This window comes from Clostridium malenominatum, from assembly GCF_039521365.1.
GTDB classification, from domain to species: Bacteria; Bacillota; Clostridia; order Clostridiales; family Clostridiaceae; genus Clostridium_AW; species Clostridium_AW malenominatum.
The window spans coordinates 33,888-59,690 of the sequence record NZ_BAAACF010000001.1 but is presented as its reverse complement, the minus strand read 5'-3'; the positions used below and the strand labels follow the sequence as shown (position 1 = coordinate 59,690).

20 protein-coding genes and 1 riboswitch are annotated in these 25,803 nt (G+C 30.1%); of the genes, 3 read left to right on the top strand and 17 right to left on the bottom strand.

The features are described from left to right. Positions 1-60 precede the first annotated feature (60 nt). The 12 genes from ABDZ69_RS00355 to cdaA all read right to left on the bottom strand — a co-directional run bounded on the left by ABDZ69_RS00355 (position 61) and on the right by cdaA (position 18,000). Positions 61-1,590, bottom strand: coding sequence for a Tn7-like element transposition protein TnsE (locus tag ABDZ69_RS00355; protein ID WP_343765232.1), 1,530 nt, complete (start codon positions 1,588-1,590; stop codon positions 61-63). Next, positions 1,571-3,469, bottom strand: coding sequence for a TnsD family Tn7-like transposition protein (locus ABDZ69_RS00350; RefSeq protein ID WP_343765229.1), 1,899 nt, complete (start codon positions 3,467-3,469; stop codon positions 1,571-1,573). Before ABDZ69_RS00350 ends, ABDZ69_RS00355 begins: the two co-directional genes overlap by 20 nt. Positions 3,470-3,525: 56 nt before the next feature. Beyond that, positions 3,526-5,226, bottom strand: coding sequence for an ATP-binding protein (locus tag ABDZ69_RS00345; protein ID WP_343765226.1), 1,701 nt, complete (start codon positions 5,224-5,226; stop codon positions 3,526-3,528). Further along, a complete protein-coding gene (locus ABDZ69_RS00340; protein WP_343765223.1) occupies positions 5,207-7,357 on the bottom strand; it encodes a Mu transposase C-terminal domain-containing protein in 2,151 nt (716 codons plus the stop codon). Before ABDZ69_RS00340 ends, ABDZ69_RS00345 begins: the two co-directional genes overlap by 20 nt. Next, entirely contained in the window at positions 7,354-8,193 is an 840-nt protein-coding gene (locus ABDZ69_RS00335) for a TnsA endonuclease N-terminal domain-containing protein (protein WP_343765220.1), read from the bottom strand. Before ABDZ69_RS00335 ends, ABDZ69_RS00340 begins: the two co-directional genes overlap by 4 nt. A gap of 285 nt (positions 8,194-8,478) precedes the next feature. Then, positions 8,479-10,305: a glutamine--fructose-6-phosphate transaminase (isomerizing) gene (gene glmS, locus ABDZ69_RS00330; RefSeq protein WP_343765217.1), complete on the bottom strand. Its 1,827-nt coding sequence runs from the start codon at positions 10,303-10,305 to the stop codon at positions 8,479-8,481. 353 nt (positions 10,306-10,658) lie between these two features. After that, positions 10,659-12,017 carry a phosphoglucosamine mutase gene (glmM, locus tag ABDZ69_RS00325; protein ID WP_343765214.1) on the bottom strand — a complete coding sequence of 453 codons (1,359 nt, stop codon included), beginning with the start codon at positions 12,015-12,017 and terminating at the stop codon, positions 10,659-10,661. A 175-nt stretch (positions 12,018-12,192) separates the two neighbouring features. Then, on the bottom strand, positions 12,193-13,263 hold the full coding sequence (gene buk / locus ABDZ69_RS00320; protein ID WP_343765211.1) for a butyrate kinase: 1,071 nt from the start codon (positions 13,261-13,263) through the stop codon (positions 12,193-12,195). Between the two features lie 28 nt (positions 13,264-13,291). Beyond that, positions 13,292-14,209 (bottom strand): phosphate butyryltransferase, encoded by a 918-nt coding sequence (gene ptb / locus ABDZ69_RS00315; RefSeq protein WP_343765208.1) that lies wholly within the window; start codon positions 14,207-14,209, stop codon positions 13,292-13,294. Positions 14,210-14,334: 125 nt separating this feature from the next. Next, positions 14,335-15,930: an NAD(P)/FAD-dependent oxidoreductase gene (locus tag ABDZ69_RS00310; protein WP_343765206.1), complete on the bottom strand. Its 1,596-nt coding sequence runs from the start codon at positions 15,928-15,930 to the stop codon at positions 14,335-14,337. Next, the gene (locus tag ABDZ69_RS00305; protein WP_343765204.1) at positions 15,920-17,182 is read right to left on the bottom strand and encodes a CdaR family protein; all 1,263 of its coding nucleotides are present in this window, start codon (positions 17,180-17,182) and stop codon (positions 15,920-15,922) included. Before ABDZ69_RS00305 ends, ABDZ69_RS00310 begins: the two co-directional genes overlap by 11 nt. Continuing rightward, a complete protein-coding gene (gene cdaA, locus ABDZ69_RS00300; protein ID WP_343765202.1) occupies positions 17,152-18,000 on the bottom strand; it encodes a diadenylate cyclase CdaA in 849 nt (282 codons plus the stop codon). The genes ABDZ69_RS00305 and cdaA overlap by 31 nt, the downstream gene beginning before the upstream one ends. A gap of 145 nt (positions 18,001-18,145) precedes the next feature. Between cdaA and ABDZ69_RS00295 the strand changes: the two genes are divergently transcribed. Then, entirely contained in the window at positions 18,146-19,102 is a 957-nt protein-coding gene (locus ABDZ69_RS00295) for a hypothetical protein (protein ID WP_343765200.1), read from the top strand. A 30-nt stretch (positions 19,103-19,132) separates the two neighbouring features. Beyond that, positions 19,133-19,255: riboswitch (cyclic di-AMP (ydaO/yuaA leader) on the top strand. A gap of 5 nt (positions 19,256-19,260) precedes the next feature. Then, entirely contained in the window at positions 19,261-19,785 is a 525-nt protein-coding gene (locus tag ABDZ69_RS00290; protein WP_343765198.1) for a cell wall hydrolase, read from the top strand. 26 nt (positions 19,786-19,811) lie between these two features. Here the strand turns inward: ABDZ69_RS00290 and ABDZ69_RS00285 are convergent, their stop codons facing one another. The 5 genes from ABDZ69_RS00285 to ABDZ69_RS00265 all read right to left on the bottom strand — a co-directional run bounded on the left by ABDZ69_RS00285 (position 19,812) and on the right by ABDZ69_RS00265 (position 23,994). Further along, a complete protein-coding gene (locus tag ABDZ69_RS00285; protein ID WP_343765196.1) occupies positions 19,812-20,672 on the bottom strand; it encodes an NAD(P)/FAD-dependent oxidoreductase in 861 nt (286 codons plus the stop codon). A 73-nt stretch (positions 20,673-20,745) separates the two neighbouring features. Further along, positions 20,746-21,063, bottom strand: a complete 318-nt coding sequence (gene trxA / locus ABDZ69_RS00280; protein WP_343765192.1) for a thioredoxin — start codon at positions 21,061-21,063, stop codon at positions 20,746-20,748. A gap of 79 nt (positions 21,064-21,142) precedes the next feature. After that, positions 21,143-22,387 carry a tetratricopeptide repeat protein gene (locus ABDZ69_RS00275; RefSeq protein WP_343765190.1) on the bottom strand — a complete coding sequence of 415 codons (1,245 nt, stop codon included), beginning with the start codon at positions 22,385-22,387 and terminating at the stop codon, positions 21,143-21,145. Positions 22,388-22,459: 72 nt separating this feature from the next. Further along, a complete protein-coding gene (locus tag ABDZ69_RS00270) occupies positions 22,460-23,440 on the bottom strand; it encodes a DUF4652 domain-containing protein (RefSeq protein ID WP_343765187.1) in 981 nt (326 codons plus the stop codon). Continuing rightward, positions 23,437-23,994 (bottom strand): RNA polymerase sigma factor, encoded by a 558-nt coding sequence (locus ABDZ69_RS00265; protein ID WP_343765184.1) that lies wholly within the window; start codon positions 23,992-23,994, stop codon positions 23,437-23,439. The genes ABDZ69_RS00270 and ABDZ69_RS00265 overlap by 4 nt, the downstream gene beginning before the upstream one ends. A 172-nt stretch (positions 23,995-24,166) precedes the next feature. Here ABDZ69_RS00265 and glgP point away from each other — a divergent pair, with 172 nt between their 5' ends. Continuing rightward, positions 24,167-25,780: an alpha-glucan family phosphorylase gene (gene glgP / locus ABDZ69_RS00260; protein ID WP_343765181.1), complete on the top strand. Its 1,614-nt coding sequence runs from the start codon at positions 24,167-24,169 to the stop codon at positions 25,778-25,780. The last annotated feature ends 23 nt before the right edge of the window (positions 25,781-25,803 follow it).

Here is a 25,803-nt window from a genome sequence, read left to right as displayed (position 1 = left end):
ATTTCTCCTCTCATTAATTAGCTATTTTAAGCATCCATTTATTGAATTAACTAAAAATGTCTATAATTTCTTATAAATATAATTTACTCTCTCAATAATTTCATTATTAATATGCTTTATTCTATTGATGATTATTTCCATTCTTTCTAGTTTTTTTATAGTAGCATTACTCCATTTTCCACTTTCGTTAACTAATGACAATAATATTATACTATAAATTCTTTTCCATTTCACCAATATATTACCTTTTAATAACAACATCGACAATAATCTATTTTCTCTCTCAATCTCTATCAAACTACAAACTTTATCATTTATCATAATTATTTTTCCAATGGCATACTTCCTCTTAGTTACTCCATCATTTAATTTAGCAAATCTCTTACCTTTCTTACCTTCTGGCAATTCACCAATGATAATTTCTACTGATTTTACATCTTTTCTTTTCTCTAATAATTTTAACATCTCTACAAATTCCTCTAACTCACCTTTTTCTTGTACATTAGACAAATTAGTGAATTCTAATCCCATAAGCATATTCTCTCCACCCACATCTGCTACAGTTCTTGCTTGTCCATTTTCTAAGGTATATATTTTTGTATTTTTATCTTCTTTTACTCTTCTTATTTTTCTGCCACTTTTTAATTTATTTATTTTAGGCATTATTTCATATTCATGACTTATTTGAAAAGTATTTATTTCTTCTGATGATTCTGCTGCACCATCTGCTTCTGTATCTAATTCTCTATTATTATTTTTATTATTATTTCCAACATACTTTCTCTTTTTTGCTTCATCTGTATTTCGAGATTCCTCTAAACTTGGATGATATATATTTATCATATCTACATTAATCTTCTTCTTTTTAAGGGATATTATTTCTACTATTCTAGTATTTCTTCCATTTCTATTAACTCTAGCTCTTATATTGAAATTATCAAGTAAAAAATCTAATTTCAATTCTCCTAGCTGCCATAGATTTGTACCTATACTATTGAGCATCCTAAATACTTTTTCATTTGTAAGAAGCCATGCTAGATGATTTATTTTTTCACTTTTTAATAATTTTCTATCATACTGTGCAGTAAAGTGAATATCTAATTTATTATCTTTTATTTCATATGTAAAATAATTTTCTAATGTATCCATTTCTAGTATCCTATTTAGCATAAATCTATTAGGTGCTAAAACAACTCTTATTACTTCAATTATAGGAATAGTGTAGAGTGTCCCTTTCTTATAAAAATTAAATGTTTTTGATTTAGTATTGTCTTTAAATCCCCTTACCCATATTCCCCAATCTTTTTCTATGTATTCTGCTTTAACACCCTTTAAATTTATATCTATAATGTCTTTCTCTTCTAAAAGCTCTCCATTGTTCAGGTTACCATCTGTATAATACTTATCTACTGATAGAAAGTGAATGCTAGCCCAATCTAACATAATCTTTCTCGTAGCTATATTACCTTTAAAATATGCGTAAAACATCCATTTATTATTTTCTTTAAATGGTTCTCCAATCCATGTTAATTTGGCCTTTTCCCCCCTTGGAAAAGGCCAATCTTTTATTTTAACTATAGCTTTGCTCATATATCCCCCTATTTTCTTTTGCTTTAATATAGCTTAATATTTCTACCTTTATATTTTTAAAATCCCTAGTTCTAATACCAGCAATCCTTTGTACTTCCCAAAGTTTTATATCTTCTTCATTTTGAAACTTATTATCAATAATATTTTTACATCTTCTAACTTGAAATTCTTCTACTGTTTCAATAATTGTATTTATATATTTTTCTGTTTTAGGTAGCTTGTGAAGATTTTTTTCTAAAGTTGCAAGTATTCCTAATACTTTTCCTATACAAGACTTTGTTATTCTAATAGGTACTTCTCTACTTAACAATTCCTTATATTTAGTTTTTATTAAAGATAAAATTTCCTTATCTCTTTTATCCCAATCTACATTTCTAATATTATTATTGCCTTTAGGCTTTATAGGTAAATTATTTAATAGCCATTTTTTATCTTTTCGATATAAATAACTATATTCTTTCTTGCATATTTGCCTTATTTCAGTTCTTGATAATGTAAGTTTTTTACCTATAGCTTTTAAAATATTTTTCTTGTATACATCTATCATATCTACATTCATAGTTTTTTTATCATTTTCTACTATTTCAATCTGACTTTTAAAATAATTTATTCCAAGTAATCTATCAAATTTAATTATGGTTTTAGGATCACAATACATAAGTCTCGCTAATTCTCTTAGCCCATATTCTCCTTCATTTAAATATTCTTTTAATTTATTTTCCCATGCTTCTCCAAAACTTTTTAGTCTTCCTATTTTATACTTATCTTCTTCTAACTTATCGGGGCCTTTTCTTGAATAGGTAAAACCACACTCACAAGTAAAAGTTCCAACAGGGGCTCTACTCTTATAATCTTCTGTTACTTTTAAATTGGTTACTACATTTTGTTTATAGTGATCTGATACTTTATTTAAACACGGCCAAGCTCCTTCTCCAAAAGGATTAAATTCTTTATTAATCCCTTTAAAAAACTTTTCTATATTACTTTCTAAAAAGTTTATTAGTAATATATGCCTTATGGGATGTACTGCTCTTTTTAAATCTCTTGTAGCTACTCTAAGCCAATTATATTCATCATCATTATCTACGCTAGATTCCATCAGTTCCAAAAATCCATTACCATAAAAACTTATAAATTCTTCGTATAGCTCTCTTTGTTTTACTCTCTTACTTGATGTGGTGAAACCCCTACTATATAAAATATTTCTATATTTATTTAGTATTTTTTCTTTACATACATAGCCTAAATCTGATTTTAGTAAATAATATGCATCCTTAGATAGTTTATATAAGTGGTCGTAGTACCTCATATGTAATGATGTTATATTTCTTAAATCTAATAGCTTTTTATCTAACCTTATAAATTCAATTCTACTTGAATTACTTCTATCCAAAGGGTATTTTTTCAGCTCTGCTCCATGGTGTGGACAAATAAATGCACCTTGCAATTGATGTTCCCTGTGAATATAAGCTTCACCATATTCTTGTATTTCTTTATTAGCACAAAATGAACAATAATATATACCATCTTTCCTGCATATACTGCCTGCAACCATACCTAATTTTGTGTAAATACCTTTACCATCTTTATATTTAATATCTTTTAAAATTTCTTCTTTTCTATGCTTGAGCAAGAACGGACTATAGAATGGAAATATAGTATGATTTTTTATAATATTTTCTTCTGTATATCTATTACCCAATTTTTTAACTAAAATATTAAAATTGCTGCCTATTTCTAAACTGGGTATTATGCTTCTTTTATCAAACAACTCCTCTAATGTATCCTTATAGTCTATATTACCTATATAGTAATGATATCTAGCTATTGCTGAATATATCACTTCATCTTTGTAGGGATCAGTAAAAAAATGTATCACTTTTGACTCTCCTTTATAAATACATTTTTAAACCGCCCATTCCCCTTAGGTTTTATTTATTTTGCTATTAAAAATTCATCAATTGGATTCTTAATATATCCTTCTTTCTTCAGTATTTCGTATGGATGCTTTTTATTCTTTTTAGCTATTTCATACAAAGCTAATAGACCTTCACTTTCTTCCGTATTTTGTTTACTTCCTTTTATTTTCTTATCTATTTTCTTCTTTTCATTAAGCTCCATTGCTAATTTTATAGCCATTGTTTTTATTGAGTTATAATCTTCATCTACTGCTACTTTTTCTACTAGGTTTTCAGATAGTTTTTTAATATCAGTATTATCTAATTCCTCAAATATTCCTATTGAACCTAAATCCATAACTAGATTTTCCACGGTACTCCTTCTCTTAAGTTCAATTGTATTATTTCTTTCTTTAAATATTTTTTCTAATTTCCCATTTAATTCAATATCTCTCCTATAGTTAAAAGTTATGTCATCTAAATTTATTGAAATATCTTCATAGTCTCTAATTGCCTTCATATTATTATTTCTAAGAGCTTTTATCATAGGTTGAATCATATGCAAATCTTCTTTAGCTGTAGTTCTTAAAATCTCAATAGTAATCTTTTCTTTTCCTTCACTTAATGCTCTTTCCTGAGCAAGTATAAATAAGTTTACGGCTACTGCTGTTATGCCTTGGCATTCATCATAGAAAGCATTTTTTATTGCATCTGTTAAAACAGTAATTTCTTTTAAACATTGAAAATCCCATAATGTTTCCAAGAAGAAATTCCATTCATCGCTTTCCTTATCCATTCTATCCCAAATTATTGAACCTTCACTAGCTGCTCTTCTTGCCTGTCTAAAGTTACCTTTAAATATTTTTTGTGCCTTGGATGTTCCAATTAAAACTGTTGGTACTCCTACTGTATTGCTCAGTGTAACAAAAAAATTAAGCATCTCTTCCATATCGTTTTTAGAATTTAGCAAATGCTGAATTTCATCAATAACTAAGACTCCAATACCATAGATACTTGCAAGAGATGTCATATGCAGCATCATAGTTGAGGTTACTCTATTTGCATATCCAAACTTCTCCAAATACCTAGTTCCAAGTAAATCATCAATAGCTTTAAAGAAGCTTTTACATAAAGTAGATAAGCTACCATCATAAGGACAATCTATTTTTAACCAAACTATTTGGGTTCTACTAAAACTTTGTTTATTATATTCTTCATGTTTTATTATTTGGGGATACATTAGTAGTAATCTTTCCATACCTGTAGTTTTACCTATGCCTGAAATACCTATTATAGCCATACTATCCGCAGTAGAACGTATATTACTCATTCTTTCTTCCAATATTGTTTCATCATATACTTTATCATCTCTTAGCTCATTTAGTATTCTTAATCTTTGTAAATAGCTTTTATCTAATGGGTTTCTTGCTAAGTAACCTCTTCTAATGAGCGTGGATAATCTCCTCTCCAAGGTAAAATGTACTGGTAATGGTTGAACGAAATTCTTAGCTCTTTTTATTATGTGATATCTTAGATTAGATTCCATACTCCTATCTTTTTCATTAATTCTGGGTCTAACGCTGAATCTATCAATAACATCATCTTCCGAAAATATATTAGGTAATGCTTCAATAAATGGATTACCTCCATATTCTTCTATACTCTGTGTTTTATAATAAGCTTTTTCTGTATCACCTTTAAGAATTATAATGTTTTTACTATTTTTCACGACTCTCATCTCTTTTCTGCCTTAACTTTTCCATTAATCTAGACTTTCCAGTAATCTCTGCAGTTTTATATTCTTCCTTATTTGTAGGCAATTCGATTATAGTAGCCTTTTCTTTATTTTTTTCTCCTAAATTAAATGACTCAGCCATCCTGTTTATCGCTTTTTCAACTGCTCTATTATTTTTTATTCCTTTTAATTTTTTATTTTTACTCTCACCATAATCCACAGACTTTTTCTTTTCTTTTTCAGCCTTTTTAACTATTTCCTCTATTTCTTTATCTAAATCTATATTAATTTGAATTTGTTTGTTCTTCTCTTGTTCTTTTAATTCTAGTAATAGTTCTTCATTAAAAATAATTTCTTCTAATATACAATCTTTATATTGCATACTTCTCTCTAACAGATAACATTTTTCATAATTTACTCCGTCTTCGTAAGGAATATATATTTCATTCATATTCCTTGGATCATAAACCACATCTATATTTCTAACTTTAGATTTTATAAACCATTGTTCTTCTATAGCCTTTTGAGACCCGTAATATAGGTTTTTAAACCTTATTCCTGCCCTTGACACACTTGCCTTACCTTTTGGTAATATATTTAATCTAAATCTCTCTTGTTCTACAACTCTTAATCTTCCCTTTTTATTTTCTATCCCCCAATTCCATAGCTGTATTGGTATTGGAGTTATTCCATCCGTTATCATTTCTTTCTCCATAGGATATTTATCAACTAATTTGCTATTATGATAAATTACCATTTTAATAATTATAGCTGTAAATTCATATAAGGTAAGGGTTGCATCTAGCCTATAATCTCTATCTCCTCTTTCCCTAAATTCTTTTTGAATTGCACCTGGAGTTTTATGTTTTAGCTTTTCATTAATAGTTCTAAAATTTCTTTCTACAATTCCTTTTAGGTCTCCCCTATATGGAGATGTATTCTCTATTTTTATATTTAAATTATTAATCAAATTTTCTACAGAATAACCCTCAAATTCTCCCCTGTCTGCTATAATTATTTCAGGTAAATGTTTTGAAGGCCACTGTTCTTCAGTTATATCAATATTATATCTTTTACAGAAATCAACTTTATTTTTTATCATATTATCTAAAGCCATCATCGCTCCAAGCCAAGAAGGCCCTTCTAGTCCTACATAAACTCCTGTGATTAATCTTGAAAAAACATCTATAATGGCATATATAATTGGTCTTCCAATTATTCTATTTCTATTTAAAGAACTTACTAAATGTATATCTGCTATAGTTGCATCTATTTGAAATCTTGTACCTGGTCCATTGGTTTCTATTGTAGAATTGCTTAATATAGGTCTATGTTTTAATTCGAATTCTTTTGAACTATGCCTAAAAATAATATCCTTTTTTGGATCTTCTAATTTTTTAAACCAATAATAGAGTTGATTATATGTAGGTATTCTAGATTTATCCCACACTTTGTGCTTTGTTTCATTATCTTCTCTGTAACTATCTGAATAAAAGTCTCTTAACATTAAAGCATAAGTTTCGCTTAAAGACATTTTCTTCTCTCTATAATATTTATTTATAACAATTTGAAAATGAGTTTTTACATCCTCTGTTATATTAACACCTTTAATAATTTCACCATTGCAATCTGCTCTTTTAGGTCTACCAACTTTGTTTTCTGATAAATTCTTATCTTTTCCTTTCCCCCCCGAATTTGAATAATCTGATATAAGTGCGTTTTTACTCATTCCCCTTTGCCAAAAGCGACTAAATAATCTCTTTATTGTTATACTAGGCATTTCAAACCTTTGTGATATTTCATTAAATATTATATTTCTATTTTTCTTATCTAATATTTCTTCTTTTCTTGTTTCCCAGTAACTATTTACTATATCCCAGTTTTTATCTCTCTTTTCTTTTTCCATGTCCTTAAGACTGTTTTCATCTATGCTTTTCAAATATGGATCTCTAACCTTTACTAATACACAACTCTCCAGTTCTTGTTCTATTTTATTTATACTATCTAACTTAGGCATACAAACTCCAATATTTAATTTTACATAAGCAAAAAAATTTTTATTTGCATCTATATAAATTATTCTTATCATTTCATCTTGTTCTATATATTTGAATACCATATTTTCTAATATCATAATACATTCAACTCCATAGTTAATTCATTTTTTATTATCTTAATATCCATATAATTATCTACATCTAAGGACTTTTTTAGATCAACAGCTATTATTTTTCTTGCTAAAAGGCATTTAAATATGGATATTCCTGAACCTTTATCCAGAGCCATATCTTCATCAAAAATTCTTGATACTTTTCTTATATTTTCTTTTGTGTCTATAATTCTTCTTAAGTATTCAAATATTAAATCTTTCAAATCATTACTATCAATATTCTTAAAAGAATCTACATCTCTAATGTCATAATAGCTATGAATATAACTTATATTTTTTGCTATATCTTTATCTATTTCAATATCAGTAACAATTCCCCAATCTACATCTCTATTGCTCCAATACCTTTTTTCTATTTCAAATTTCTCTAAGATTCTTTCTTGGAGAAGATCTTCTTTAGACTTTATAGTTCTTGCTACTTCTAACATATCCTTGCCTTGAATTTTAGTTATAAGAAAATCCGTAGTCATCACTATATATTCTCCAGTTTGAGGGTGTTTAGGATGGCTTATTCCTAATTCTTCAGCAATTAGCACTGTTTCCTCTAAAGGTAGCAATGGATACTGTTCCCTTATATCGAAAACTAAATCGGAATATTCCAAAAAATAAAAATAATTTCTCTCCATATCTGACAAAAATTCATGTTGTCTACCTGTTTTTATGCCCTTTAATCTAGTTGATCTTCCCAACGATGGTACATCTTGAATTTTTATCCACGGTTTATATTCTGGTCCCTGGCCAGATCCTCTTCCTTCTTTAATTAATTTATCTACATTTGTTATTCTTTTTCTCTTAGCCATAAGTTCACCACCTAAAATTAATATTTAAAATAAGTAAAAAACTACAGATTCTCATTTTAATGAGAATCTGTAGTTTAATGACTACGACTATATTTATTTTCAAATTGATTCCATAAAAATATTTTTTATACAAAACTACAATTCTCAAGTTTATTATAACTCAAACTGGTAATTGTATTCAAACTTTCTTATAAAGAATCAAACTTTTTTATAAATGTTCAATCTTTCTTATAAACATTCAAACTTTTTTACAAACCTACAAATTATTTAAATTAATGTGGACAACTATTCCACCGTAACTGACTTGGCTAAATTTCTAGGTTTATCAACGTCACAGCCCTTTTGAACTGCTGAGTAGTATGAATATAGTTGTAGTGGTATTACTGATAGTAATGGCGCAAATAATGGGTTAACCTTTGGAATATAAATAGCTGAATCTACAGTTTTTTCTACCTCTTCATGGCCTTCTAAAGCCAATGCTAAAACATTTGCCCCTCTGGTTTTAACCTCTTTTATATTGCTTACCATCTTCTCAAATAAGTCTTCTTGAGTAGCAAGAGCTATAACTATGGTACCTTTTTCTATTAATGCTATAGGTCCATGTTTCAACTCTCCACCAGCATAGGCTTCAGAGTGTATATAGGATATTTCCTTAAGCTTTAGCGATCCTTCCATTGCTACTGCATAGTCTAACCCTCTACCTAGGAAGAACATATCCTTATGCATATAAGTTTTTGAAGCAAACTTTTGAACTACTTCCTTATGCTTTAAGCATTCTTCTGCCTTTTCTGGTAAGCTTAGCATTTCATTCTTTAAATCTTCAAGCTCATCTTTGCTTACAGTTCCTTTATTTTCTGCAAAGAAAAGACCTATTATATACATTGCTATAAGCTGTGTTTCGTATGCCTTTGTTGAAGCAACAGCAATTTCTGGTCCAGCCCAAGTATATAATATATCGTCTGCTTCTCTTGAAACAGAACTTCCAACTACATTAGTTACCGCTATAACTCTAGCTCCTTGCGCCTTTGCTTCTCTTAAAGCCGCTAAAGTATCCGCTGTTTCTCCTGATTGGCTTATTACTATCATTAAAGTGTTTTTGTCTACTATTGGATTTCTATATCTAAATTCTGAAGCTATGTCCACTTCTACAGGTATTCTTGCTAATTTTTCTATAACATATTTTCCAACTATACCTGCATGATATGCAGTACCACAAGCAACAATATATATCTTATTTATATTTTCTATTTCTTCTTTAGTAATATTTATCTCATCTAAAGTAATACTTTTTCCTGGTATTATTCTTGAAGTCATAGTGTCTTTAATTGCCTTTGGTTGTTCATGAATTTCCTTTAGCATGAAATGTTCATATCCACCCTTTTCAGCTGCATCTGCATTCCATGTTACGTGGTAAATTTCCTTGTTTACTTCTTCTCCCTCTTCGTTAAATAACTTAACTCCATCCTTAGTCATAAGAACATATTCTCTATCATTTAAAAGATATACATCCCTTGTATGATTTAATACCGCTGGTATATCTGAAGCAATGAAATACTCATCTTCTCCTAATCCTACAATTAAAGGACTATCCTTTCTTACTGCAACAATTTTATCAGGCTCCTTGCTACAAACTACTCCTATAGCATAGCTTCCTTCCATTTTTGAAGTTGCCGCCATAACAGCTTGCAATAAGTCTCCCTTGTAATAGTAATTTACTAAATGAGGAATAACTTCTGTATCAGTTTCTGAAACAAATTTATACCCTTTTGAAGTTAACCATTCTCTTAAATGAAGATAGTTTTCTATTATTCCATTGTGAACAACACTAATTGTTTCATCTTCATTGCTATGAGGATGAGAATTTCTATCTGATGGCTCTCCATGGGTAGCCCATCTTGTATGACCTATTCCAATATTACCCTTTATAGGAGTTTCCTCTAACTTTTCTTGAAGATTTAATAATCTTCCTTTACATTTAGTTGTTTTAATATCTTCTTTTTCAATTATTGCAACTCCAGCTGAATCATATCCTCTGTATTCAAGTTTAGATAACCCTTCAACTAATATTGGAGATGCTTCTCTCTTTCCAATGTAACCTACTATTCCGCACATAATTTCATCTTCCTTTCAATATTTTAAGGTTTTAACACCTGATTGATTTGTCCCAAAAATCACTTCTTGGTTTTGTCAATCTTTAACGGTAGTGCGATACCGTGGGGCACCCGCCGAAGATTCGATACTCCCCATCCTCGTCAGGTTAAGTGACACCCCAAATCTTTGATTTGGTCGGTGGAACTTACTCAGCAGCGCTGAGTTTCCTTTTAGGTCTCACTTAACCTCTGGCGCTTTATTTAATATTTCCTATTCTATCCACCCCCTATAATAAACAAGATACTTATATATTATATTTTTATAATACCCATTTGGTCAATATAAAATTCTGGAATAGGCAAAAAGCTATTCCATTATTGCAATGGAATAGCTGCCTTTTCTTCTATCAATTTTGCCAAATTATGAGCGATTATATCTATCTCTTTTTGGTCTTCTCCTTCAAGCATAACTCTTACAAGAGGCTCTGTTCCTGAAGGTCTTATTAATACTCTTCCTTTGCCGTCCATCTTCTCTTCAATCTTTTGTATTTCTTCCACTATTTGCATATCATCAATATATATATTTTTTCTATTATTTGGTACCTTTGCATTTACAAGAACCTGTGGCAATACTTTCATTATGGAAGCTAGTTCTGACAACATTTTTCCACTTTTCTTAACTATTGCTGAAAGTTGAAGTGCTGTTACTAGTCCATCTCCTGTAGTATTGTGCTCTAGGAAAATAATATGCCCGGATTGCTCTCCACCAATTACATAGCCTTCCTTCAACATCTCTTCTAGAACATATCTATCTCCAACCTTTGTTTTTACTAAGTTTATTTCTTCCTTATCCATGGCAATAAACAATCCCATATTACTCATAACAGTAACAACTGTAGTGTTTTTATTAAGCTTTCCCTGTTCTTTCATATGTTTTCCACATATAGCCATGATAAAATCTCCATCTACTAGATTTCCTTTTTCATCCACAGCTAAACATCTATCTGCATCACCATCAAATGCTAACCCTAAATGGCATCCATTATCTACTACATATTTCATTAAATCTTCTGGATGAGTAGATCCACATTTTCTGTTTATATTTATTCCATCAGGATTATTATAGATAGGATATACTTCTGCTCCTAATAATTTAAAGCCATCTACTGCCGCTTTATAAGCTGCACCGTTAGCACAATCTAGAGCTATTTTCATTCCAGATAAATTCGTATCTATAGTTGATACAGCATAATCTACGTATTCCTTTAAAGCACCCTGTTCAAATGTTCTTCTTCCAATACCATCTCCTACAGGACATGGCACTCCTTCAAAATTACTTTCTATTATGCTTTGTATTTTATCTTCTAATTCATCTGAAAGTTTATATCCTTGTCCATCAAAAAATTTAATACCATTATATTCCACTGGATTATGTGAAGCTGAAATAACAACTCCCGCATCTGCCCCATATTTTCTTGTTAGATATGCTACTGCTGGTGTTGGCACAACCCCTAAACAAACAGCTTCTGCACCTACAGAAAGAATACCTGCAACCAATGCACTTTCTAACATTTCACCAGAAATTCTTGTATCCATTCCTACTAATATTTTAGGTTTATGAGTTCCACTTGTTAAAACATAGGCTCCTGCCTTTCCTAAATTGTATGCAAGAGTGGGGGTTAGTTCCTTATTTGCAATACCTCTAACTCCATCTGTACCGAACATTCTACCCATAAAATATTACCTCTCTTTTTCCTTCATAAATATAGTTTTGTTACAACATGCACATAACAATTATAATATAATTCCTTAAGTACCACAACCTTAATGAAGTATGTAAATATTAGTGTTCTCAAAATGTTAACAAAATAAAATTGCGAGGCAATTGTGAAACTGCCTCGCAATTTTTTTATTTGTATTCCTTAGCTTTTTCTTCCCCTCTTAAAACTCTTAATCCGCCTTGAGCTAATGCCAATAATTCATCTTCTCCTGGATACTTAACAACTGGTCCTGCAAAGGAAACTTTTCTTTCTATTTCTGATGTTACGTATTTGCTATATGCTATTCCGCCTGTCAATATTATAGCGTCTATTTTTCCTTCTAAAACTGCTGCACATTTTCCAATTTCTTTAGCCATTTGGTAAATAAAAGCATCTAAAAGTAATTTATACTTTTCATCTCCAGCTAAACCTTTATTTTCAACTTCCCTAAAGTCATTTGTTCCTAAATAAGCAACAATTCCACCTTTTCCATTTATCTTTTTCATTACTTCATTTAAGGTGTATTTACCTGAATAGCAAAGTCTTACTAAGTCTCCTATTGGAACTCCGCCAGATCTTTCTGGTGACAATGGACCTTCTCCATCTAAAGCATTGTTAACATCCACTATTCTTCCGCCTTTGTGAGCTCCTACTGAAGCTCCTCCACCCATATGAGCTACTATTAATCTTGTCTCTTCATAAGGAACGTTATTTTCTTTTGCATATCTTTTAGCCACAGCTTTTTGGTTTAATGCGTGGAAAATACTTTTTCTTTCAACTTCTGGAATACCAGAAATTCTAGCTACATCGTCCATTTCGTCTACAACGATAGGATCTACTATGAAAGATGGTATGTTTAATGATTTAGCTATTTCATTTGCTATTATTCCACCTAAATTAGAAGCGTGTTGTCCTCTAACACTTGTCTTTAGGTCCTCAAGCATAACTTCATTTACATCATATGTGCCACCTTCAACAGGTTTTAATAATCCGCCTCTACCTACTATTGCATTTAAGGTATTTATATCAAAATTCTTTTCTTTTAACACATTCAATATTACATCTTTTCTAAATTGAAATTGATCATACACTGTTTCGTATTTTCCGATTTCCTCTGAAGAGTGTCTTAAAGTTTCTTCTAAAAGTAAATTTTCGTCTTCAAAAACACCTATTTTTGTTGAAGTTGATCCTGGGTTAATTATCAATAATTTATAAGACATAACTTTTCCCTCCATAAACTATATTATATTATTTATTTTTTTGCATATTTTCAGCTACTAAAGCAGCTAGTGCTATTGAATACATTTTTGTTTCGTGACTATCATTTCTTGAGGTTAATACAACTGGCGCTGAAGTTCCTACTAGTAATCCACCATTTTTAGAGTCTGTTGTATATGTTAAAGTTTTATACATAATGTTTCCTGCTTGAATATTTGGAAGTAAAAGTATATCTGCCTTACCAGCCACTTCTCCTCCTACTTTTTTATGCTTAGCTGCTTCTTCTGATAAAGCATTATCTATAGCAAAAGGTCCATCTACAACGCAACCCTTTATCTGACCTCTATCGCACATCTTAGCTAGAATAGATGCATCTATTGTTTCTGGCATATCTGGATTAACTACTTCTACTGCACATACTACAGCAACTTTAGGTTTCTCAATTTCCATAGCATGAGCTACTGCCGCTGCATTATTTATAATATCTACCTTATCTTTAAGCTGAGGATACATGTTAAAAGCTACGTCTGTTAAGAAAAGTAATCTATCAAATTTTTCTGTTTCGAATACAGCTACATGAGACATTAACTTTCCAGTTCTTAATCCAATCTCTTTATTAAGTACCGCTCTTAAAAAATTAGCCGTATCAACTAATCCTTTCATTACCATATCTGCTTTTCCTGTGGATACAAGTTCAACTGCTTTTAATGCAGCTTTTTTCATATCTTTTTCATGAATTAGCTCGAACTTAGTTAAATCCATGTCGATTTCTTTTGCTATAGACTCAATCTCATCTTTATCACCTACAAGTACTGCATCAGCAAGTCCATTTTCTTTTGCATCTCTTACTGCTTCAAGGACTGGCTTATCCTGAGCTACTGCTACTGCAACCTTTTTCATTTTCCTACTTTTTACTTTCTCTAGTACTTCATTAAAACTTTTTAACACTAATGAACACCTCTTTTTAATAATATAATATAGAAATTTGTCAAAATTTTAACTATCTTAGATAAAAAAATACTATCCATTATATTCTATCAGATATTTTCTATAATGGATAGTTTTTCAGAAAATTAAGTTAATGGACTCCATTCTCTCATTATTCTCTCTGCAACCTTTAAACCATCTACTGCTGCAGACATTATTCCACCTGCGTAACCTGCTCCTTCTCCCGCTGGAAACAATCCTCTAACTGAAAGACTTTCAAGCTTTTCATTTCTAACAATCCTAAGAGGTGCCGACGTTCTAGTTTCCACTCCCGTTAGTACTACATCTTTATTGCCAAATCCCTTTATTTTTTTATCGAAATTTACAAAACCTTCTTTTAAAGAATTTGCCACAGTTTTAGGCAAACACATATTAAGGTCTCTTAAGCTATATCCTGGAGCATATGTAGGTTCTATGCTTCCAATCTTGCTACTAGCTTCACCATTGAAAAAATCACCCAATAGCTGCACAGGAGCATTATAATTTTCTCCTCCTAGTTTAAAAGCTAATTTTTCATAATGTCTTTGAAATTCCATTCCTGAAAGAGGGTTGTTACCGAAATCTTCTGGGGTAACAGATACTACTATGGCAGCATTAGCATTTTTACCATCTCTATTGTGATAACTCATTCCATTGGTAACTATCATATTTTCTTCCGACGCAGCAGCTACCACAAATCCCCCTGGACACATGCAAAAGCTATATACCCCTCTATTACCAGTACTATTATGCACAAGCCTATAATCTGCCGCCCTAAGTCTTGGATGCCCTGCATACTTTCCATATTGATTTTCATCAATTAAGCTTTGGGAGTGTTCAGCTCTAACTCCAATTGCAAAGGGTTTAGGTTCCATAAAAATATTTTTATTATAAAGCATCTCATAGGTATCTCTAGAGCTATGTCCTATAGCTAAAATTAAAGCTTCGCAGGGGATTTCCCTCTCATTTACAATTATAGAGTGAAGCTTTCCCTCTTTTATATTAATATCTTGAAGCTTACTATTAAAATGAACTTCTCCACCTAAAGCTATTATTCTATTTCTAATAGCTTTTACCACTTCCTTAAGAATATCCGTACCTATATGAGGCTTTCCCATATAAACTATTTCTTTTGGAGCTCCGCCATTAACAAATTCTTCTAGAACAAAATCACATCTAGTATCTTTAATTCTCGTAGTCAGTTTGCCGTCAGAAAAGGTTCCTGCTCCACCCTCCCCAAATTGAACATTAGATTCTTTATTAAATCTTCCGCTCTTCCAAAACTCTTCTACGCTTTTAGTTCTATCTTCTACACTTTCTCCTCTTTCTATCACTATAGGCTTATAACCCTTTTGAGCTAGTAAGAGAGCTGCAAATAATCCTGCTGGCCCCATGCCTACGATAACCGGATTATGATTTAACTTTTTATCTCCAAATTTAAATTCTTCTTCATAATTTATCTCTTCAAGCTTTACATCCTTATCCTGTGACTTTGAAACAATCTTTTTTTCATTTTCACAAAACACTTCTACTGAATAGTTAAATTTAATGCTATCTTTTTTTCTTGCATCTATTGATTCCTTTAATATTTTAAAATCTTTTATTTTATCAGAGGATATCTTTAATTTTTTACAAGCCTTCTCCTTTAAAATTGACAAATCTTCTTCTATATCTAATATTATATTATTTATTCTAACTGGCATTTTGTCCTCCCGTTTCTGGTTTAGTTTCTACTGTGGGTTCTTCTTTTGGAATTAACTTTATAGTCACATTTATATTATCAGGACTAATGGAAACTAAATTCACTCCTTCAGGCAAATTTACTTTCACAGGTAAATTATGAGTCCCTTCTTTTAGAGATTGTAAATCTACAAAGCACTCTATATCTTCATCTTTTATATTGTTTACTATATCATATAATCCTGATATCACTATGCTTACCCTGTCCCTATCTAATTGGATTGTATGGTCTCCAGGCAAGTTCATAGTTTTAATTAATAATGATACTGCTTTATCTGCCACCGTATTAAAATATACTTTGATTTTTACTACTTCATCTTTTTTTACTAATTCCACACCTTTAGGAAGAACTAACTTAGCAACAGCTTCTTCTCCCGTTACTTCTGCTAAATTTATTGGTTCTGTATCTAAAGATTCTATAGTCTTAAGAAGGGTTTCCTCTCCTGTTATTTCTACCTTTTCTGGTGAAGCAGCTACCCCTTGAAGAATTCTATTTTCACTTAACTGTCCAGTAGTTTTAACATTAATAGTTACACTTTTAACCTTTTGTATTGGGACCTTAACTTCTGCTGATATTGGCTTAATTTTTACATTTTCAATAATATCTCCATCTTTATCTACAGCATGTATTGGAAGTATTGTAGCTAAGTCTCTATAAGCATTAGTAATATCACACTTTACCTCTGCCTTTTGAACATAATTTACAAACTGTGCTGCTCCCTTTATAGTGACTTCATTTATACTAGATGTAGCTTCTAATGGAAAATATCCATCTTTAACCTTCCCCACTACATTAATTTTAAAAGGTACTGTTTTTTCAATTAAATCATCTAACATAATTTTTACCCAAAGGTTATCATTATTTATTATGTTTACCTTATCTGGACTTTGCTGAATTTGAACAGGTATATTGTTTTCTCCTCTTTTCAAAACATAAGCACTTAAATCTACCACAACTTTAAATTGGTCCTCACTTATGGAGTAAATATCATTTATGCTTCCCCTTAAAGTAAGAGATACATAGGGTTTTTGATCAGGAAGAAGGGATAATTTAAAATTTTCTAGATTATCTTCATTAATAATTGTAACAGGTATATTTTTCTTGTAGGTTTTTATTGGATTCAACACACTAGTAATGTATAGCCATAATCCAAAGGCAGCTATTAAGCAACAAATTTTTATAATTAATTGTTGTTTTCTGTTTTTTTCATCCATGCTGCCACCTTCTCCCTAAAGTTTAATTTTTTAACTACATTTTTTTCTATTATCTTTGTTAATACAAGCTTAAGTCTATCTCTATCATAATTTCTAGTTAATTTCCCATTAAAGGCAAGAGAAATAGTTCCTGTTTCTTCAGATACTATTATTACTATAGCATCTGAGTTTTCAGATAACCCAATAGCTGCCCTATGTCTAGTTCCAATAGATTTATTTAAACTATTATTACTTGTCAAAGGCAAAAAACAACCGGCAGATATTATTCTATCGTTTCTTATTATAGTTGCCCCATCATGCAGAGGAGTGTTTACTACAAATATATTTTCTAGCAAGGCTGAAGATACTATGGCATCCATTTTAATTCCAGTATTTATAGTTTCACCTAGCCCTGTTAATCTTTCAATTACAATAAGTGCCCCTGTCTTGTCCTTAGATAAATTCATTATGGCCTCTATAATTTGCCCTATAACCGCTTCTGTAGTCTTTTCATCTTCTAATATGTGTTTATCATTAAAAGCACTTCTACCTATATGTTCTAATGCCCTACGTATTTCAGGCTGGAAAATAATAATAAAGGAAAGTACCCCAATGGTAATTGTATTACTTAAAATCCAATATAATGTTTCTAAATGCAATAATTTACTTATAGGTATAAAAATAATAATAAAAATGATTCCTTTTAATAATTGTTCTGCTCTAGTTTCCCTTATAAGACTATAACATTTATAAAAAATATAGGAAACTGCCAATATGTCTAATACAGCTGAAATGCTTATGTTTTTTACTGAATTTATAACGATATTTATAATCTCCATAAATTCACCTCCCAAAAGAAATTATGGTCATATTATATTTACAATTATACACTATCTTAAAAGGTTTTTATAAGATTTTAGACTAATTTTATAAAATATTAATATATATAATGTAGAATAGTAATTTTGAAGGGGGTAGCTCTTTATGAAAAAGAAAATATTACTTGTTTTTCCTTTGTTAATAGCTATATTTATAAGCCTATATTTCTTCCTTAACTTAATAAATAACTCTAATAAAAATTCTTTAAAATATTACACTAAAAAGATAGATGAAATTAATGATAGTACTATTTCTTTAATGAAGAATGAAAATATTAACATTAATAAATCAAAAGACAGATTACCTGAAATTATCTCAGACCTATTAGAATTAAAAAATAATCTTAATTCCTTAACTCTTTCTAATAATAAAATAGAGTTAAAGAATAATATGCTTAAAGGAATTAATAATAATATACATATATATGAACAAATTTTATCAATATTAAATAATCCAAAAGGCAAAGATATAGATAAGTCCTGTGAAAGTTTAAAGAAATATAAAGAGGAATGTTTAAAATATTATGCTCTTACACCAAAATCAGTAAAATACATTGATAACTCAATATATTTTATTGAAGGTCTAATTAGAGAAAATAAAGATAGGGAAATTCACGAAAGCCAATATAAAGATTTTGTGGATAGCCTAGATAGTATTTTAAGTACCTTCATTGAAATTAAAGTAGACTTTTTATCCTACAGAGAAGATATTAATAGCCAAAAAATATCATACAGTGAAATGACAACCACCTTAGAATATATAGAGAATGAATTGTCAGAAATTAATAATGAGTTTTCTAAACTAGCTGTTCCTAATGAAGGAATAGAGTCTTATAAGCTATTTTCAAAAACTTTGGATCATTATAATACATACTTAAAGAGCTTTACATATGCATTAAATAAAGAAATACAAAATAATAAAGAGAAAACATCCGCCGCCGCTTTAAAAAGTTTAAATTATCTATATACTGAACCTGAATTAAATTATAAATTAATGAATAACAATTACAATGAATTTGTAAAAATTTATTTAGAGTTTAAAAAAGAAAATAATATACAATAAAAATACGTATTTTTTCTATTTAATAGGGAACAATATGGTTAACCTAAGTTATAACAAACGCGGGGGAACCAGTTTTTGGGGTGAATCGTTTTTACGTAGGCTAACCCTTTGCCGAATCCGTCAGCTAACCCCGTAGGTAAAAGGAGAGGATATACTAAATGTGTAAAAAAAATATTATTATTTTCTTCATACTATCTATCATATTGTTTCCTGTAAAAATAAACGCATATGAAGCATTAGATGGAGAGAAAGACTTATTTATGGAGCAGGGTAAAACCGTTCAAGTTCTAAGTTATGACAATAGAACCTTTCATGTTACAGATAAAGACATTCATTTAATGGCTAAAGTAGTTCACGCTGAAAGTGCAGGCGAACCCTACGAAGGAAAAGTAGCCGTAGCATCAGTAATTTTAAATAGACTTAAAGACCCATCCTTCCCTAAATCTGTAGAGGGAGTTGTAAAACAACCTTGGGCTTTCTCCTGTGTAATAAATGGAGAGATTAAAGTAAATCCTGACGAACATAGTTATAAAGCTGTAATAGAAGCCTTAAATGGTAAAGACCCTACAAATAAAGCATTGTTTTTCTATAATCCTAAAATAGCAACTTCTACTTGGATGAAAAACATTGAAAAAAACAATGTAAGATCTATCGGAAATCATGTTTTCTTTATAGCTAGATAAGGTCTCCTAAAAATAGGAGACCTCTTTTATTTCTTTGAATCTATATAGCTTACAGCATTTAGAGCTGCCACTTGACCTTCTCCAGCAGACTTTAAATATTGATAGGGCTTACCTGTGCAATCCCCTGCTGCAAAACATCCTTCAATGTTTGTAGCCATATTCCTATCTACTTTTATGTGTTCATTTTCTAACTCTAATCCTGGTACTAATTGCCCTGGTGATATACTATCCTTAAGTATAAATACTCCCTCTGTATCTAATTCTTGTTTAGCTAAACGAATCTTACTTACTAAAGAATCTCCAAGGATTTCTATTGGTCTATCTTTAATTATTTCTACCTTTGAATTTAGGCTATACTCTCCTTTATACATAGGTATAAAATATAATCTGGATGCTAATTCGCTAACAAAGTTAGCTTCTTCTTCCGCTTCTTTATTATAAGCCACTATTGTTACTTTCTTTCCTTTGTATAGAGGTGCATCACAAGTTGCACAATAGCCTACTCCTCTTCCTAAAAATTCTTCTTCACCCTTTAACGGTTTAGTAAACTCCATACCTGTTGCAATTATTACAGTCTTTGATTCATACATTTTATCATTTGCCATTAAAGTAAAATAATCACCCATAGCGTAAACTGCAGTTATTTTTTCTCCTATAATTTCTATTCCCATATCATTTATATGATTCACAAAGGCATCCTTTAACTCTTCCCCTGTTACATCTGAATAACCCAAATAATTATTAACTTTAGGTGCTTTTATTAATTTATTGCTTAAGTTCTTATTGCCAAACATAATTATATTTTTATTTCTTATCTTACCATTTATTGCAGCGGATAATCCAGCTGGTCCACTTCCTATAATTGCAATATCATATCTTTCATTCATATAATCCCCTCCTAAATTATAATAAACAAATAAGTTAACACTATTAGTGTTAACTTATCTTTATTAATTAAAATTAAACATGTTTTTCTATAGCCATTTTTAAAGCTTGTTTTGGTCTAAATCCAACTAAAGTATCTACTACTTTTCCACCTTTAAATACTAATAAAGTTGGTATGCTAGAAACTTTAAACTGATTTGATGTAACTGGGTTTTCATCTACATTAAGTTTCACGAAATCTGCCTTACCTTGTAATTCTTCTGAAAGTTCATCTATTACTGGTGATAACATTCTACATGGTCCACACCAAGCTGCCCAAAAATCTACTACTATTGTTTTATCAGAATTTAATACTTCCTTCTGAAATAGATTATCATTAATTTCTCTTGCCATCTTATTTACCTCCACCTATACCCCTTATGGGTATTTATTAATTTAATTTTATAATATAATTTCTATGAAGTCAATACCTTTAATAATAATTATTAATTATATTTTGTACATGAGTATTATTATATATGGAATTAGGATAGTCCTTAACTAATTTATTTCCATAATACTTTGACTTCTCTTTATCTATATTTTTATACAAAAGGCTTAAATTATACAATACAATTTCTTTATATTCCCCTTTTTCAAAACCTTCGTCATAATATTTATAATACTTAATGGCTTCTTCAATATTTCCTATTTGTTCATAACATGCCCCCAAGGTGTATATGCAATAGGAGTAATACCAGCTATCTTTTCCATATTCATATGCCATTAGGAGATAACTTTTTGCTTCATTATAATCCATTTTCCAATAATAATTAGATCCAATTCTATAGAAAGTTTCCCTCCCTTCAGAAAACAACATCTCCTTAGCCTTAGCTTTAATAGATTCCCCATCTATGTCCAGTTCTATTTTATCCCACTTTTTAAGTATTTCATAAATTTTTATATAATCCTTAGTTTTTATATAATTATTTAATTCTTCCTGTGGAAACTTTTCAAGATTCTTTTTTACTTCCGCCTTATTTACTTCTACTTTATCTTTTTCAATCTTATTTTCTTTAATTTCATTTTCTTTCATATTAACAGGTTTAGAGCTAGTATTATTATCCATTTTTTCTCTTTTAATATTTTTCATTATTAAAGTTATTCCCATTATGCTTATTAAAATACTAATACTAAGAACTATAGGCATTAATTTAATCTTACTTTTACTTAAAGCTCCCATATTTATTAATTCTTTTTTGCTTTGAAGAGCCACCTTATTTTTTCTATCTACTTCCAACACATTATTTATATGCTCTAAAGCTCTTATATAATCACCTTTTTTTATGTAGCATATGGATAAATAGTTGTTAACATTTATATAATTAAAATGACTTCCACTACATTCCTTCAACATAATGAGGGCTTCATTTATTTTTATTTCCTTGATTAGAATTACTGCTGTATTATATATTGAAAGTAATCTTTCATCCTTTTCTGTATCCTGCAAATATTTTTTTGATACATTGTCCTTATTTATATGAACGTTCATTTTCCATAAGTTTTTACTGCCTTCTAAATCTCCTAGTATATAATATAAAAGTCCTTTTAAATTTATTGCAGCAGAATTATTTATATTTAAAGATATACTTTTTTCACTTAACTCTAATGCCTCCTCAATATATCCTTTATTATATTTCTCCAAGGCCTTATTATATAGTTTTTGACTTTTATCCATATATTTTCTCTCCTACTAGTAAACTATTCTTGTATATATGTATTATAACAAAAATAAAGGGCTTTACGCCCTTTATTTATCAAATATAACCTTAAAATTTTCTAATGTAACTGTTTCTTTATGGGATTTATTAAATTCATCATCTTCGTAAACATTTAACTCTAATTTTAAATCTATCATACCTTCTCTATTAATCTTTTGAAGGCTAGTAACTTCTTTTTTATCATCCCCTGTTTCATATATGATATAATTTTTATCCGTAGGTACATTCAATAAATACAAGTTTCCTCCCCTAGATATAGTCCCAAAAGGAAATCCAATAATTACAAATAAATTTTCATCATCCAACCACTGGATATACTTGGGAGTGATTTGTTTTTCCCCTGGTATCAATGAATATTTCCACGTTTTTTTATTAGTACTATCTTTTATTACAACGGTAGCAATACCTTCTTCTCCTCCGTAAGGTCCTCTTCCTTCAATTGAAGCACTTAAGGTTTTATTTGGTGATTCAACCCAAGGAGTATTGAAATTAATAGATTTTTCATCTTTCACTTCTTCTTTAGAAAATTGAACTTGTTCACTAAAAAATGCCGTTGTATCTAAAGCCATTTCTTTAACTTCTATATTCTTCATATTAAAGCTCTTTTGCATATCTGCATTTCTTGAAGAGTCCTCAGCTGCCATCTTTACCTTCACATTAGATTTATTTTTTACAAGAGGAGACATAGAAATAAAAAGTGCTAAACAAGCTACAGAAGCTAAATATTGTTTATTATATTTTTTAAAATGAAATATTAGCTTTTTACCAAAACCTTTACCATACCTATCTTTATCAATACTTTTCATTATTTCTGCCCTAGAGCTTTTAAATTCTATATCTTCAACACTTAATGAAGCCTTTATAAGTTCTTCTAAAGCTTTTTCTTCTTCATATATACTTCTACAACTTTCACATTCTTTCAAATGATTTTCTATAGCTTCATGTAAGTCATGGGATACGCTGCCTTCAAGAAAATCATATATTTTTTTTGTTACTATATTGCAGTTCATATCCTACACCTCTTTTCATTACTTGAAATATGTTGCTTATACTTATCTCTTGCTTTATAGTATCTCCTTTTTACTGAGGATTCACTTATGTTTAGCACTTGAGATATATCTAAAAAAGTCATATCTTCTCTTGAATACCTTAATATTATTATTTGCCTATCAATCTCTTCTAAACCATTTATAAAAATCTCTAAATTCTTCTTTGCTTCTTTAAATTCCATTGAATCTTCGGGACTTATCTCCTTAGAAGCTACTTCCTTAACTTCTTCTATATTTGCTTCATGAACTCTTTTGTATTTTCTCATATAATCAATGCACTTATTCTTAGCTATTTGAAATATCCAGTTAGAAAATTTATATTGGTTATTATACATGTATAGCTTATTATATAAGGTTATAAACACTTCTTGAGTGATATCTTCTGAAGTTTCTTTATTTTTAACCATATTATAAATAAATTTTAATACAGGTAATTCATATTTATTAACTATAATATTAAAACTATCTATATTACCCTTCAAGACTTCTTCTACTAGCCTTAAATCATCTTCCACAACGAACTCCTCCTTTTATATTAGTTAATACGATGAGTAAAAGCATTAGTTCTTATTCTCTTTTAATATTATACTATATTTTACTTTGCGCAAACGGTTGCGTTAATATTTTATTTTGGTATAATTTTAATATAGACAAAATAATTAGAATATTATTTATTAGGAGGGTATTATGGATAGAAACAACCATCCAAAAGTTGCTTATTTCTGTATGGAATATGGTCTACAATCAGATTTTAAAATTTATGCAGGTGGTCTAGGGATACTGGCTGGAGACCATTTAAAAGAAGCAAGTGATCAAAATTTACCTCTTATAGGCATAGGGATAAAGTGGAAACAAGGCTATACTGATCAATATATCGATAAAGATGGTCAGCCTTATGATTCTTATAAAAACTATCAATACAATTTTTTAGAAGACACTGGCATTAAAGTTACTGTTAAGATTAGAAATATTGATGTAGTATGTAAGGTGTGGAAAACTAAAAAATTTGGTAATGCAACTTTACTTCTCCTTGATACGGATATTGAAGAAAATAGCGATAAATGGATCACTGGTCAGCTTTACGGATGGTTTGGTGAAGAAAGAATCGCTCAAGAAATGGTGCTAGGTATTGGTGGAGTGAAAGCTTTACGAAAACTTCAAATACCCATAGATGTATATCACTTTAATGAAGGACATGCAGTTTTTGCTGCTTTTGAACTACTTCGCGAAAAAATGCTTAGCGGATATAGCTTTGAAGAAGCATGGCACAAAACAAGAGAAGAGTTTGTGTTCACTACCCATACACCAATACTTCAAGGAAACGAGTCTCATCCTATATCAAAACTAGAATACATGGGAGCCTTTAATGGGCTTAATAGAGAGCAAATGTTGCAAATAGGTGGTGAGCCTTTCAATATGACTGTGGCGGCCTTACGCTTATCTAGAAAGTCTAATGCTGTTTCTCAATTGCATGCTGAAACAGCAAACCATATGTGGAAAGACGTTTCCGGAAGATCTGAAATCATAGGTATTACAAATGGAATTCATAGAGGTACTTGGGTTGACGAAAGAATTACAAAGGCTTATGAAAGTGGGAACGACCTTTGGACTCCTCACATGGAAATAAAAGAAGAGCTAATTTCTTTTGTAAAGGAAAGAACAGGAGTGCAGTTAAATAAGGATAAACTATTAATAGGTTTCTCTAGAAGAGCTGCCCCTTATAAGAGAAGCGATTTAATATTTTCAAATAAAGAAGTTATTGAACCACTTCTTAAGGAAGGAAAGGTTCAAATCATCTTCTCAGGAAAAGCTCATCCTCTTGATGATACTGGTAAGAGTATAGTTCATAATTTAGTTTTAATGATGAGAAACTATCCAAATAGTGTTGTATTTTTAGAGAACTACGATATGACTATCGGAAGCATGCTAACCAGAGGATGCGACGTTTGGCTAAACAACCCTAGAAGACCTTTAGAAGCTAGTGGCACTTCCGGCATGAAAGCCGCTATGAATGGGGTTTTAAACTGCTCCATATTAGACGGTTGGTGGCCTGAAGCATGTAAGGATGGAGTTAATGGTTGGCAATTTGGGGATGGTTATGAAAATAATAATGAAGAAATTTTGGATAAACATGACGGTCATGCCCTTTACGACACTTTACTAAATAGAGTTGTTCCAACCTACTATGAAAATAGAGCAAAGTGGGTTGAAATGATGAAAAATAGTATTGAATCTACAAAGGATTATTTCTCTACAAAGCGAATGCTTCAAGAGTATTACAAAAAAATGTATATAAAATAAAAGAGAATATAGAGAGCATACAT